10 protein-coding genes are annotated in these 13,939 nt (G+C 69.6%); 6 read left to right on the top strand and 4 right to left on the bottom strand.

The annotated features are described in order from the left end of the window. The 5 genes from OHS57_RS34555 to OHS57_RS34535 all read left to right on the top strand — a co-directional run bounded on the left by OHS57_RS34555 (position 1) and on the right by OHS57_RS34535 (position 5,650). Positions 1-1,338, top strand: coding sequence for an ABC transporter substrate-binding protein (locus tag OHS57_RS34555; protein WP_328584498.1), 1,338 nt, complete (start codon positions 1-3; stop codon positions 1,336-1,338). Further along, the gene (locus tag OHS57_RS34550) at positions 1,335-2,303 is read left to right on the top strand and encodes a carbohydrate ABC transporter permease (protein WP_328584497.1); all 969 of its coding nucleotides are present in this window, start codon (positions 1,335-1,337) and stop codon (positions 2,301-2,303) included. Before OHS57_RS34555 ends, OHS57_RS34550 begins: the two co-directional genes overlap by 4 nt. Beyond that, positions 2,300-3,136: a carbohydrate ABC transporter permease gene (locus OHS57_RS34545; RefSeq protein ID WP_041994366.1), complete on the top strand. Its 837-nt coding sequence runs from the start codon at positions 2,300-2,302 to the stop codon at positions 3,134-3,136. Before OHS57_RS34550 ends, OHS57_RS34545 begins: the two co-directional genes overlap by 4 nt. A gap of 6 nt (positions 3,137-3,142) precedes the next feature. After that, positions 3,143-3,754 carry a hypothetical protein gene (locus OHS57_RS34540; protein WP_328584496.1) on the top strand — a complete coding sequence of 204 codons (612 nt, stop codon included), beginning with the start codon at positions 3,143-3,145 and terminating at the stop codon, positions 3,752-3,754. A gap of 81 nt (positions 3,755-3,835) precedes the next feature. After that, positions 3,836-5,650 (top strand): sugar-binding domain-containing protein, encoded by a 1,815-nt coding sequence (locus OHS57_RS34535; protein ID WP_328584495.1) that lies wholly within the window; start codon positions 3,836-3,838, stop codon positions 5,648-5,650. Between the two features lie 15 nt (positions 5,651-5,665). On the opposite strand, the gene OHS57_RS34530 is transcribed toward OHS57_RS34535, so the two are convergent. Next, positions 5,666-6,907: a serine hydrolase domain-containing protein gene (locus tag OHS57_RS34530; RefSeq protein ID WP_328584494.1), complete on the bottom strand. Its 1,242-nt coding sequence runs from the start codon at positions 6,905-6,907 to the stop codon at positions 5,666-5,668. Between the two features lie 420 nt (positions 6,908-7,327). Here OHS57_RS34530 and OHS57_RS34525 point away from each other — a divergent pair, with 420 nt between their 5' ends. Further along, entirely contained in the window at positions 7,328-7,822 is a 495-nt protein-coding gene (locus tag OHS57_RS34525; RefSeq protein WP_328584493.1) for a GNAT family N-acetyltransferase, read from the top strand. A gap of 380 nt (positions 7,823-8,202) precedes the next feature. Here OHS57_RS34525 and OHS57_RS34520 read toward each other — a convergent pair whose 3' ends face one another. Genes OHS57_RS34520 through OHS57_RS34510 form a run of 3 tightly spaced genes read right to left on the bottom strand, consistent with a single transcriptional unit; the run spans position 8,203 to position 13,849 of the window. Further along, a complete protein-coding gene (locus OHS57_RS34520) occupies positions 8,203-11,508 on the bottom strand; it encodes a hypothetical protein (RefSeq protein WP_328584492.1) in 3,306 nt (1,101 codons plus the stop codon). Next, positions 11,505-12,797, bottom strand: a complete 1,293-nt coding sequence (locus tag OHS57_RS34515; protein WP_328584491.1) for a hypothetical protein — start codon at positions 12,795-12,797, stop codon at positions 11,505-11,507. The genes OHS57_RS34520 and OHS57_RS34515 overlap by 4 nt, the downstream gene beginning before the upstream one ends. After that, on the bottom strand, positions 12,794-13,849 hold the full coding sequence (locus OHS57_RS34510) for a hypothetical protein (protein ID WP_328584490.1): 1,056 nt from the start codon (positions 13,847-13,849) through the stop codon (positions 12,794-12,796). Before OHS57_RS34510 ends, OHS57_RS34515 begins: the two co-directional genes overlap by 4 nt. Positions 13,850-13,939 lie beyond the last annotated feature (90 nt).

Genomic DNA, 13,939 nt, shown 5'->3' with positions numbered 1-13,939 from the left:
ATGCCCGAGCCCCGAAGCGGGCGGCGCCGACTCCCACGCCGCCGGGCCGTACTGGCCGCGGCCGTCGTCGGTCTCAGCACGGCCCTGACGGCCACGCTCTCCGCGTGTTCCGCCGAGAGCGGTACGGCGTCCCAAGGAGTGACCCTCACCTTCACCTGGTGGGGCAACGACGACCGTGCCGCGCGCACCGACGAGGCCGTGCGGCTCTTCGAGAAGGAGCACCCCGGCGTCACCGTCCGCACCTCGAACGCGGACTTCGGCTCGTACCTCCAGAAGCTGGCCACCCAGGCGGCCGGCGGCGATATACCCGACGTGGCGCAGCTCGACTACCGGCAGATCTCGCAGTACGCGGGCGGCGGCGCGCTCATGTCGCTCGGCAAGGACATCGCGAACAAGACGATCCGCACGGACGAGATGGACGACGAACTCGTCCGCACGGGGACGTACGAAGGCAAGCAGTACGCCCTGCCGATGGGCCGGGGCATCACCGGGTACGCGTACGACTCCGCCCTCTACAAGAAGGCCGGCGTCCCGGCACCGAATCCGAGCTGGACGTGGGAGGACTGGGCCGACGCCAACAAGAAGATCGCCGACCTCGGCCTGAAGGCGCCGGACGGAGTCCCCGTCACGGGCTCCAACAACGGCGGTGACAACGAGGACGTGTTCGAGGACTGGCTGCGCGGCCGGGGCAAGCAGCTCTACGACGGCCAGCAGAGGCTCGGGTTCACCGAGAACGACCTCACCGAGTTCTGGACCTTCCTCAACAAGCTGCGCAAGGAAGGCGCCATCGCGACGGCCAGTGACACCGCGCAGGCCGACAGCACCGAGACCAGTCCGCTGGGCCGTGGGCACGGCGCCGCCGACTACACCTGGGACGCGACGTTCCCCGGTTACACCACGCTGCTCGGCGACCGTATCCGCTTCGGTCCCGTGCCGACGACCGCGGGCCGCCCGGGGCAGTACTTCAAACCCACCATGCTCATCGGCGTCGGGGCGCACACCGAACACCCCAAGGAAGCGGCGGAGTTGGTCGACTTCCTGCTCAACGACCGGCGGGCGGGCGACATCATGGGCTTCACCCGGTCCACCCCGCCCAACCGGGTGATCGCCGACCGCGTCGCCAAGACCCTCAAGGGCCCTGAGCACGAGATCTACCAGTACTCGCAAATGATGGAGTCCTACGGCCTCGACGCGCCGCCCAGCGCACCGCCACGGGGCGACATCGCGATCCAGACCGCCTTCAAACGCGAGTACCAGCGGGTGATCTTCGAGCTGTCCACCCCACGGGAAGCGGCGCGCGAACTGATCAACGAGGCCAAGCGGGAGCTGACGTCATGAGCACTGTGTCGACCAAGGCCGCCGTACGGCCGGGCCCGACGACGGAGCGGCAGGCCCCGGCCGGGCGACGCCGCACGAGGCGCGAACGGCAGTGGCCCGCCTACGTGTTCCTCTCGCCGTGGATGATCGGCGCCGTCGTACTGACCCTGGTGCCGATGGCCGTCTCCCTCTACCTGTCGTTCACGGACTACAACCTCCTCGACCCGCCACGGTGGGTGGGGCTGCGCAACTACACCGACATGCTCACCAACGACCCGCGCTACTGGCGGTCGGTGGGGACGACGCTGCTGTACGTCGTGATCGCCGTCCCGCTGAAGCTGGCCTTCGCGCTCGGTGTGGCGGTGCTGCTGAAGAACCTCAACCGCGGCCGGGCCTTCTACCGTTCGGCGTTCTACGCGCCGTCCCTGCTCGGTGCGAGCATGTCCATCGCGCTGGTGTGGCGCGCGCTGTTCAACGACGGCGGCTCGGTCACCAACGTCCTGGACAAGGTCGGCATCCACACCGGCAGTTGGATCGGCAGCCCGCACCTCGCGGTGTACGCGGTCGTGCTGCTCACGGTGTGGCAGTTCGGCGCACCCATGGTGATCTTCCTGGCCGGGCTGCAGCAGATCTCCCCCGACCTCTACGAGGCCGCGGCGCTCGACGGCGCGGGCCGCTGGCGGCAGTTCGTGTCCATCACCGTGCCGATGCTCTCCCCTGTCGTCTTCTTCAACCTGGTGCTGGAGACCATCCAGTCGTTCCAGGTGTTCACCCCCGCGTTCGTCATCAGCGGCGGTGACGGCGGGCCCGCGGACTCCACGCTGTTCTACACGCTCTACCTGTACGAGCGCGGCTTCACCGCCTCGCACATGGGCTACGCGGCGGCGATGGCCTGGCTGCTGCTGATCGCCATCGGTGTGGTCACCCTGATCCTGTTCCGGACGTCCCGGTCCTGGGTCTTCTACGCGGACGAGGAGGGACGATGAACATCGCCATGAAGCGGTGGCTGCCGCACACGATCGCGGTCGTGGGTCTGCTCCTGCTGCTCTACCCGCTGGCCTGGCTGCTGGCCACGTCGCTCAAACCGGCCGACGAGGTGGTGACCAGCCTCGACCTGTGGCCCAAGCACCTGGAGTGGTCCAACTACACGACGGCCCTCGACGGTGTGTCCGGCATCTCCGTCACCCGACTGCTCGGCAACACCCTGCTGATCGCGGGCGGCGCCGTCGTCGGCAACGTCCTGTCCTGCTCGCTGGCCGCCTACGCCTTCGCCCGGCTGCGCTTCCGCATGAGCAAGGTGATGTTCGGGTTCATGGTGGCGACGCTGATGCTGCCGCACCACGTCGTACTGATCCCGCAGTACATCATCTTCAACCGGCTCGGCATGGTGGACACCTACTGGCCGCTGATCCTGCCGAAGTTCCTGGCCACCGAGGCGTTCTTCGTCTTCCTGATCGTGCAGTTCATGCGCGGGCTGCCACGCGAGCTGGACGAGTCGGCCCGTATCGACGGCTGCGGCCCCTTCCGCACGTACTGGTCGATCACCCTGCCGCTGAGCCGGCCCGCGCTGATCACCACCGCCATCTTCACGTTCATCTGGACGTGGAACGACTTCTTCACACAGATGATCTACCTGTTCGCACCGGAGAAGTTCACCATCACCCTCGCCCTGCGCAGCTTCGTCGACCAGTCCAGCACCTCCGCCTACGGACCCATGTTCGCGATGTCGGTGATCTCCGTGCTGCCGATCGTGCTGTTCTTCTTCGTGTTCCAGCGCTATCTGGTGCAGGGCCTTGCCACCTCCGGACTGAAGGGCTGAGGCTCCGTGACCCACGCATCCGCCACCCCTCCCGACCGCCGGCAACCGGGCGAGATCTTCGGGACCAGCTTCACCCTCTTCGCCGACGTGCTGCTCGTCGGTCTGCTCACCAGCCTCGCGTGCCTCCCGGTCGTCACGGCCCCTGCCGCTTTCGCCGCCGCCTCGGCGACGCTCCGGCAGACCGCGGCCGACGGGGTGCAGGTCAAGTTCGCGACGTACGCCGACCACCTGCGGACGCTCCTGTCCAGGCGCACACTCGCCGTCGGGCTGATCCCACCGGCGTTCGTCCTGGTCCTGCTGGTCGACGCCGCCCTGGTGGGCAGCTCGATGCCGGGAGCGCATGTCATGGCGGTCGCCCTGGTCGTCGTCACGCTGGCCGCCGCGGTCGTGGGACTGCGCGCCACGGCGCTGGAGGCCCCACACCGGCTGTCCGCGCGTGAGGCGCTCGTTCGCGCGGCCGCCGACCCGGGCGGCACGCTGCTGCTGGCGGGCGCCGTGCTCCTGTCGGCGCTCCTCGTCTGGTCGCTGCCCCTGCTGATCCCACTGCTGCCGGGAGCGCTGGCGTTCGCCGCCACCGTGGTGGACCTCCGCCGCGCCCCGGGCCGGCAGGACGCCTGAAGCCCGGACGGCCTCGCCGCGCACACCCCTACTTCCTCTTCCCTGCGCCCTCCCAGGGCCTGGCACCACCGGAGTTCTCGCATGCCCCACACCCACCTGGCAGCAGCGGGCCATCCTCGGCCGCAGCTCGTACGGGACCCGAACTGGCGCGACCTGTCGGGCCCCTGGCAGTTCGCCTACGACGACGAGGACCGCGGACGGTCCGGCCGCTGGATGGACCCGGACAGCACCGAACCCTTCACGGCGACCATCACCGTGCCCTACCCGCCCGAGTCGGAGGCGTCGGGCCTGCGCGACACCGCTTTCCATCCGGTGCTCTGGTACCGGCGTACGGTCGACGTGCCCGTACCGGCCGCGGGCCGGCGCCTCTTGCTGCACTTCGGCGCGGTCGACTACCGGGCCGACGTATGGGTGAACGGCCACCTGGTCGGCCGTCACGAAGGCGGCCACACCGGCTTCTCCTGCGACGTCACCGACGCGATCGACCACGACGGGGAGCAGGTCGTCGTGGTCCGCGCCGAGGACGAGCCGCGCGACGCGGCCCAGCCGCGTGGCAAGCAGGACTGGCAGCAGGATCCGCACATCATCTGGTACCACCGCACGTCCGGCATCTGGCAGCCGGTGTGGCTGGAGGACGTCCCGGACGAGCATGTGACGCTCCTGCACTGGACGCCCGACGTCGCCCACGCCCGCGTGCACTGCCGGCTGAACCTCAACCGATGGCCACGGCGCCCCCTGCATCTGACGGTCCGGCTCACCCTCGGCGACCGCGTACTGGCCGAGCAACGGACCCTGACCGAGGGGCAGGAGACCGTGTTCGACGTCGCTGTGCCGGCCCTGCGGCACGGACAGGATCTCGACGATCTGCTCTGGACCCCGGAGCACCCACATCTCGTGGACGCGACGGTCGAGGTCAGTGACGCGGCCGACGGCGCGCCCGTCGACCACGTCACCTCGTACCTCGGTCTGCGCGACATCAACTGGAGCGACGGCGTCTTCCTGCTCAACCACAAGCCGTACTTCCTGCGGTTCGCGCTGCAACAGGGCTACTGGCCCGCTTCGCACCTGTCGGCGTCGGCCGACGAGCTGCGCCGCGACGTCGAACTGGCCAAGGAACTCGGCCTCAACGGGCTGCGCATCCACCAGAAGATCGAAGATCCGCGCTTCCTCTACTGGGCCGACCGGATCGGGTTGATGCTGTGGGAAGAGATGCCCTCCGCGTACGCCTTCGGCACACCGACCGTCGAGCGGACGGTCGGTGAATGGACCGAAGCCGTCGCACGCGACCTCAGTCACCCCTCGATCGTCGCGTGGGTGCCGATCAACGAGTCCTGGTCCGTCCCGAACCCCGGACTCGTCCCGGCGCAGCGGCACTTCATGGACGCCCTGTACCACCTCACCAAGTCCCTGGACCCGTCGCGCCCTGCCGTCTCCAACGACGGCTGGGAGGTGTCTGCCGCCGATATCTGGGGTGTGCACGACTACACCCAGCACGCGGAGGTGCTGCGGGAGCGGTACGGACACGCCGCGTTGCGGCGGGGCGCGATAGTCGACCAGTGGCCGGGCGCGAAGCGCCTCACGCTGGACGGCGTACGGCACGAAGGACAGCCGGTCGTCCTCAGCGAGTTCGGCGGGGCCACGTTCGAACCGGCCGAGGGCGCCGCGTGGTTCGGCTACGACACCGTCGCCACGAAGCAGGAGTTCGCCGAGCGGCTGGATTCCCTGGTGGAGGCTGCGGTGAACTCCGGTTTCGCCGGCTTCTGTTACACCCAGTTCACCGACACCGAGCAGGAGATCAACGGCCTGTTGACTGCGGACCGCCGGCCGAAGATGCCGCCCGCCGAACTGCGCGACATCCTCACCCGCCCCCGGTCGGCGCGCAATTCGGGACTCTGACGGGCTCACGGAGCGCTATCCGCGGCCGCACAGCGCGTGATCGGTGAGTGACTGCACGGCCTGGTTGACCTTCGTCTGGTCGATCAGAGCCGTGGTGGTGGTCACCGACACGGTCACGGCCCGGCGCCCGTCCTCGCTCACCGCGGGCCTGGTGTACACGCCGAGCCCGTCACCCTCGTGCAGGTAGTACACCCCGCCGCAGGTCAGCGGGATCTCGCGCAGACCGAGCCCGTATCCGCCCTGCTTGCCCGACGGCGGCACCGGCAGGTCGTCGTACGGGACGGTCTCGCGCATCTGCCGCCACAGGTCGGCAGGCAGCAGCTTCCCCGCCGCCAGCGCCTCGAAGAAGGTGTTCAGGTCGGACGTGGTGCTGACGACACCGGAGTCCGCTGTGTGCTGGAGGCTCTGCTCGGTCGGGTCGAGCGGTGTACCGCCGGGGCCGTCGATCGTGACCCGCACATGCGGGCCCGGAAGGAAGGGGTTCTGGCCGGGGATGTAGGTGTGCCGCAACCCGAGCGGGGCGATGATCCGGTGTTCGACCAGCTCCTGCCAGGAGGCTCCGCCGGCGTCCGCCTTCTGGGCGATCATCGCCGCGAGCAGATAGTTGGTGTTGGAGTACGACCACTGCCGCGCCGAGCCCGCCGGTCCCGGGGTGAACAGGGGGCGGTGCCGCATCGCGACGGCGACCAGCTCCCGGGGCGGCGTCGCGTCGTAGCGGTTCTCGTCGAAGTGGTTGAGGAGGGCGTCCTGCATGTCGGGGTCGGTGATGTAGTCGTAGACACCGCTGGTCTGCTGGAGCAGGTCCCGTACGGTGATGCGTGAGCCGTCGTTGCCGTTTCCGCTGACCACGCCCGGCAGCCAGTGCTCGACCGTGTCGTCGAGCGAAAGCCTTCCCTCCGCGACGAGTTGGAGGACGACGACCGCCGTGAACGTCTTCGTCGTACTCGCCACCCGGAACTGCGCGTCCCACGGCACCGGCGCCTTCGATCCGAGACCCGCCGTGCCGTACCGCGCGCGCAGCACACCCTGCGGCGCGTCCAGCCGCGCGACGACGTTCACGTCCCCTCCCCCGGCCTTCCTGACCGCGGCAAGATCCCGCCTCAGATCGGCGGCGGTGTAGCTGGTGCCACTGGCCGACGCGGTCGGCCCCGACTGCTGACGCCCGGCAGCCTGCGCCCCCACGGGCAGCGCCGACGCGGCCACGACGGCGAGTGCGACGGCGGTCTTGCCTGCGGTCCCTGACATAGCGATGCGCATGCTGTTCCCCTTGGTGACGGCCGATGTCCGGCGCTGATCTGTAAGGGTTTCAGTCAATCCGCCGGACGATCTCCGGTACATGGCCTTGCCACCCGAGGGCATGGTGGACGTAGCCCCCCGGTGACCGGTGGGGACACCACCGCGTCCGGTGGGCTTCGGCGATGTCGGCGGGGGCGACTGAACGCCGTTCAACCGAACTGAACGACGTTCACTTGCCCTGTTGTGGTGGCGTCGGGTCACGAATCTCGGAGGCGCCTCGCGGCCTTCGTGAGCTGCGCAGGTCCTAGCCCGGCCGCCAGGGTGAGTTCCACCATCACATCGGGATGATGCCGGACCCACTGCCACACCGCCACATCGCCACAGGATTCGGCCACGGAAAACTCAGGTGGCCTCAGCGCACGATCTGGATAGGGTCGTTCAATGCCCGAGCTGAAGCAGATGCATTCTGGCCACGCCCCGGCGGTTCTGGCCTTCGAGCGGGCGAACCGCGCCTACTTCGCCGCCTCGATCACCGACCGCGGCGACGACTTCTTCGACCAGTTCACCGACCGGTACAACGCCTCGCTGGCCGAGCAGGAGACCGGCGTCTGCGCCTTCTACGTGCTCGTCGCCGAGGACGGCTCGGTACTCGGCAGGTTCAACCTGTACGACCTGGAGGACGGCACGGCCAGACTCGGCTACCGCCTCGCGGAGGAAGTCGCCGGCCGGGGCGTGGCGACCGCGACCGTCCGGGAGTTGTGCCGGCTGGCGACCGCGCGGCACGGGCTGCGCACACTGCGGGCCGCCACCTCCCACGACAACACCGCGTCCCAGAGAGTCCTGACCAAGGCCGGGTTCGTCCCCGTCGGTCCTGCCTCCCCGGCCGATCTCGGCGGCGAGTCAGGCACGTGGTATCAACGCGACCTCCAGCCTTAGACCTTGAGCCGGCTCGTGAGTCGGCTACGGGCCCCGATGCCGGCGCTGCTGTCCGACCCGCCAGGCGGCGCCGTGTGCGCGGTCAGTGGATACGCTCCTGCGGCACCGGGACTGTGGTTCGCGTGGCGGCGAGCGCGGCGGTCTTCAGTAGCCGTCCGGCCAGGGTGCTGAAGAAGCGGTTGACGTCGTGGGCCGTGCTGGTCGCCGAACAGCCGGCGCCAGCGGGGCAGTTGCCAACCATGCACGAGGCAAGGGAAAAGAGAGGCCGCCGGCCATCCGGCATATGCCCGCGTGAACGGGTGCCAGCCGGATGGCTTCCCCATCTGATCACGCCCGGCCACTCCCAGGTCGGGGACTCAGAGCAGGCGGCGTCCGACTCCTCAGCAGACCGGTGTGTACGGCAGGCCCGGTCCGACGTACTGCCGCCATTCCTCTCGACTCAGATCCCGGCCCACGGCCCGGCAGACCCGTGCCCGCAGATCCGGCTCATCGAGCGTCCACAGCGCAACGCTGAACGTGGCGTAGCTGTAGGTCGCCAGGACCTTGCCATCCGCGGACGCGTCGGAGGACAGGAACGGTGCGCCTTGGTTCCAGGCGTCCTGGATCGCCAAAGTGCTCCGGTCGAGGACGATGCTGCGGTTCTCTCCCGACACGAGCACCTGGCCACGGTCCGGTATCTCGGTGAGGTCGAATACGACACGGAGCGTCCCGTCGGCGGTGCGTCCGCGCAGGTCCAGGTCACGGGTGAAGAAGGTGACCACCCCCGCCCCGGTGCCGGCCACCACCTGGCCGTCGCCCATCACCTCGACCTTCGCGATCGAAGTAGTACTGTCCAACCGTCTTGTCGCGGTGATCGCCAGGTCGGAGGCCCGCAGGCCGACGACGGACGGCCGGGCGACGGTGCCCGTGCTGACGACCGCATAGAGACGGTCGGTCCCGTCGCCGCCGCCCAGCGCGACGACGGATGCCGGCAGTCTGCGGCTGCCTGCGGCACGCCACGCGCCGTCAACGAAGCGGAAGCGCCGGATGTCCCCGTTGCCGTAGCCGACGTAGAGATCGTGGTCGACGAAGGCGAGGTGATGCGGAACGGGCCCCTTCGGCAGCGGTACGGGTGTCCGCTGCTCCTTCACGACGTTCCAGACAGCCACGCCTCGGTCGCGTTCGCGCGGCTTGCCGTACAGCACGGCGACCCAGGGGCCGCTCCTGCTGGTGGCCAGCTCGCTTGTCGAGACGCCGGTCGGCAGGCGGTAGCGGTGGAAGCTCGTCGCCTCGGGGAAGGCTTTGGGGGACAACTTGGCCGCGTGCCGGCCGACGTACAGGGATCCGCCGCCTCTGAGCACGAGAGCGTCGCCCGCCCAGCCGACCGACGCCATGCCGCCGTAGTAGCGGCTCCACGCTGTGGTCGCCGGGGAGTGCGTGTCGTCGTACAGCTCGGCGACTGCGCCGTGATGGCGCAGGACGATGCCGTTGCTCATCAGCGCCGGCCCGCCCTTCCTGTACCCGAATCGCTGGGCCCGCCTGGCCACGTCCCACCCGAAGGTGCCGGAGTCGGTGGTCGCGCTCAGCAGGGTTCCACTGTCGGACGTGGTGATTGACAGGTTTCGGTACGGCCCCCGGTCGGAGAGCAGCGTTTCGGGCCGGCCGGGTCGCAGCACGAGCAGCTGGGCATCGCGGGTCGCGCCGACCAGCACTCCGTCGTCCCCCACAGCGCCGTACAGTTCTACGCCCTTGGGCGCGGTGAGCACCACGGACCGGGCGCAGGTGGCGAGATCGATACGGATGACCTCCTTGTCCTTGGTCAGCAGGGCCTTGTCTTTCGTCGCCGAGATCGACTGGGCGGTACCTGTTTCCGAACAGCGCTTCGGAGCGGCGTCAGGGTGTCTCACGTCGAACACGAAGAGCCCCACCCGTGGGGCATAGCCGACAAGGCGCTGACCGTCGGAGGTGAACTGCAGACGTTCGATCGCGTTGCGCTCGCTGTGCAGCGGGCCCAGACGCGAGGCGATGGGCAACGCGGACCGGGTAACGACGGACCAGGCCCCGTTCTTGTTCTCCAAGAGCGTGAGGCGCAGATCGCTCGAGGTGAACGCGGCACGCTGACCCCGCGGCGACATGGCCAGAGCATTGACGAACACCCCGGGTGCCGGGGACGCGGCGCCGGTGCCCTTCTGGCGCCACACCGTCTCCCCCGCCAGGGTCGACAGGATCTGGACAGCTCCGGTGTTCGTCGACAGCGCACCCCATAGCCCGTTGCGGGACAGGGCGAGCCGGTCGAACTGGCCCTCCTCGGGCCGGAGTATCCGGCGCAGCGAGGAGTTGTCGCGGGCCATCGAATCGAAGACATCGGTCTTCTTTCCCGCGCGGCCCGCGATGTCGTCGCTTGCCATGGCCAGCAACAGTCCCGGTCCTGGGTCGTCGTTCTCGCCGAGTTCGTACGCCTCGTCCCTGACTTTCGCGGCGGTGTCGCGCAGTTCCTGGATGTGCTGTTGGCGTTGCCAGATGTAGGTACCGCCACCGGACCCGGCCAACAGCACGGCAAGGCAGACGAGAAGGACCCGCAGCCGGGCCCGGCGGTCGGGCACACGGCTGCGGCGGGCCGCGTCGCGCCACTTCCCTGCCCCGATGACGGAGGTCTGGAGTGCCCTCGCGTGATCTCGCGCCTGCTCCAGGTCGCCGGAGGGCACCACGACCCTGTCCAGGTCAGCTGCGGCGGCGAGCTTGTTCCGGTAGCCGGAAACCCGGACCATGCGCCCTTCTTCGTCCACACCTCCGACGATGGCGGTCGAACCGCCCAGGCGCCGCAGGGTGAACGGACCGCGCACCCTGCGGTTCAGCCGGCGCACCTCGTCGAACAGGACGGTGAACGCCGCGGTCAGACTGATGTCCTGGACATGGTCCACCGGTCCGTCGACATCGCACAACGACCACAGGACAGTGTCGTGCTGACTGCGCCAACCGCGTCGGGCGCGTGAGGTCCGGACGGTCTGCCAGGCGGTCTCCAGTCCGGAGCGGAACCGCGCGTCCGCACTGAACAGCAGCATGGATCGCAGGTCCGGGACCGGAGCGGCGGGCAGCCCGCGCAGGGTCGCGCACCGCAGCGTCGCACGGACGCCGCGGTCACCACGGTCCAGCAGCACCTCGACGGTGGCGGTCGCGCCGGACTTGGTGTCCGCGTTCTGCAGCTCCAGCAGCCACACGACCACGGCCGTGCCGTGCGGGTCGCTACCGAGGGTCCGGACGACGGCGGACATACGGGTCCGGTGCGCACAGTCCGGAGCCGTCCGCCCGATCGGCCACGGTGCGGCGGCCACCGTACGGATGTGTGCCAGCCAGTCGAGCACGATGCCCAGGTGCTTAACGAGCTGCTCCGGCTCGTCGACCAGGACAAGCCCCAAGGCAGCGACCGCACGCACCGCGCCGGTCACCGGGCCGCAGTCGAAGAAAGGTGCCTCGGCCGGGGTCGGGAGAGCCCCTGCGACGGAGCCGTAGCGCTCGGTCAGCTCGTGCAGTTCGACGGTGTCGTGGCACAGCGTCCGGAGGGACACCACGTCCTCGGCAGCGACGAGTGCCTGCACGAACTCCAGCAGCAGCGGTGTACGCGTCAGCGCGCCGTACAACGCCGACTCGACGTCGGCATCGGCCAGTTCGTCCGTGAGCAGTGTGCGGATGTCCTCGTTGAAGGTCACGATGTGCCGCCCTGCTGGTCGAGGTGGCGCAGCGCTTGCCGGAGCGGATGCCCGAGGGGAGCGCGCTCCGCAGCGGTCCGCCACACCTGGAGGCCCGCGCGGTTCGCCGCCGCCAGCGACGGCAGCAACTCCTGCGCGGAGACTCCGGACAGACCCCATACGCCGGTCACCGCCTCCTCGGCGCCGACCTCGAAGCGTCCGCGCCCCGCGGGGATGTCGAGCGTGCCCGAGAGCCAGCGTCGACGTGCCTCCAGGGCAACCCAGTAGTGATGAATCCGGCCTGCCGCGGAGACCACCACCGGGGCGAATGCCCCCTGGTACGCATCAAGGAGCCGCTCCCGCTCCGCCGACGCTTCGACGGCGAGCTCTACCGTGACGCGCAGCCGTCCGCCGGCCGTCACCTCGGCGCGGACGGCGAGAGGTCCCCCGTCACCGAGCCGGCGGACCACCGTGCGGTCGTCCGTGGTCGCTGCCGCCTTGGGCAGATCGGAATCGAGCAGCGTGACGAAGCCGGGCGTGACCACGCCCGTCAGCCGGTCGGCCGTCAGCGCCGCCGCGTGCCGCAGAAACGGGTTCACCAAGGCCAACCGGCGGACGACCTCGGCCAGGGCTGCCGTGACCGGAGCCGGGAATCGCGCCGGGTCGGCGGCGCCCAGCCCGGCACACAGGGCGGTGCCTCCACGCGCGGCGAGCACCGGATCGGGCTCCGTCAGCCCTTCGTACAGCTGCTCGAGTGGCCCGGATACGCCAATCGCCGCCGGAGTCACCCAGTGCCCGAGGTCCAGCGCACCGTCTGACAGCGTCGGCGGCTCCGCGTCATCGAGCAACTGGACCACGGCGGATGCCAGCTCGGTCACCGGCGCCCACGGTAGGACGTGGAACACCTCGGGTGACAGCGTCCCCTCCTGGCCCAGCCGGTTCAGCAGCAGGTAGCGGATCTCTCGGGAGAGCGTGGCGGTTGCCGCCAGGTCGGCCGGTCCGAATACGGGGTGTGGCCAGGACGCCTCGATCCGGTCGATCAGTTCGGTACCGGCCTCGTCGATCGGTAACGGGGCCGCGTTGTCGTCGAGTTCAACGTACGTGAGAGCGGCGTCAGGGTGATGGAGGGCGAGTGCCGGGGCTCGGCCCGCTCCCGTCACCACGGCACGCCGCACCCAGCCCTCAGCGAAGAGGGGGAGACTTCGGGCATCGGCCCGCTCGTCACCGTCGTTAATCGGGCTCGTACCGGAAGGGGGTGCCGGATCGACGCGGACGACCCAGTCGCTCAGGGGACGGTGGACAGCGGTCACGGCCGCACCTCCAAGAGGGTGGCGAACAGGCCTGCGGCGCCGGGGCCGAGGGCGCTGGCGACACCCATCTGCCGACCCGGGTCGTGATCGCCCAGTGCCTTGCGATGGTCCCTGGCCAGACGCTCCCACACCGCGGGCGGCAGGGCGTCCCACACGGTCGCCGGTATATGTCCCAGCCGGGCCGCTGTCTCGCCGAACTCGTAACCGGTCGTCCCCGCCCACCGCACCGCGAACTTCACCGCGCGCAGGATGATCCGCGCCTGATCAACTGGATTCTCGGTGGAATTGACGGAGATGATGCGCCGGGGCCGGGCGTGGAGATCCGCGACACCCCGGCCGGTAGGGTCGACCACGGTGTCGCAGACCGGGTCGTAGTAGAGGCTGTTCACCGTGAAGTCCCGGGTGCGCGCGTCGGTTTCGAGGTCGCTGCCGCAGCTCGGAAATCCGAACTTGTCCGTGTTGAGGGTCCGGTACTCGTAGAGCCGCTCGCCACCCGCGGACGGGACGGCGGAGCAGACAAGGGAGTACGGGGACACCTTGGGACGGAACTCCAGTCCTGTGCGGCGCCGTACCCGCTTGGTCAGGTCGGTGAAGCGGCCCGGGGGCGCCGTGCCCGTCAGATCGAGGTCGTTCACCTCTGCGGCGGAGCCGGCGATCATGTCTCGTGCGAACCCACCCGCGAGCCACAGCAGATGGCCCGCCTGACGGACCTCGACGATCAGCGGGACCGCGACTGCGCCCCACGGCGAGCCCGGCATCGGAAGCATCTCGGCCACAGCATTTGACAGGCCGTCAGCCAGTTCGTCGGCCCGGTGCACCCAGTCCGGCGGTACCCGCTTCACGGGCGGGTCCGCGAGGGCGAGGACCGATCCGGCATCGCTCGGAACAGGCCGGTCCGGCGGTTGCGAGAGAGGCTCCTCGCCGATCAGCAACAGCCGGTCGCATGCTGCCCTCGGCGTCCCGGAAGCGACGTACCCGAAGCCGGCGACCTTCCCCTCTTCCAGGACATCACCGGCCAGGACGGGACCGGACTTGGATCTTTCATGCCACACGATTCCTCCGCACCGGGACCGAGTGCAACAGGGCCTCGGCCCGTGCCGGTCCGACCTGGGGCGGTACGGACGACGGTGAGGGAGGGGGCG

Source organism: Streptomyces sp. NBC_00370, assembly GCF_036084755.1.
Classification (GTDB): Bacteria; Actinomycetota; Actinomycetes; order Streptomycetales; family Streptomycetaceae; genus Streptomyces.
Note: the sequence above shows the minus strand (reverse complement) of the source record. Positions and strands in the feature narration are given on the sequence as shown.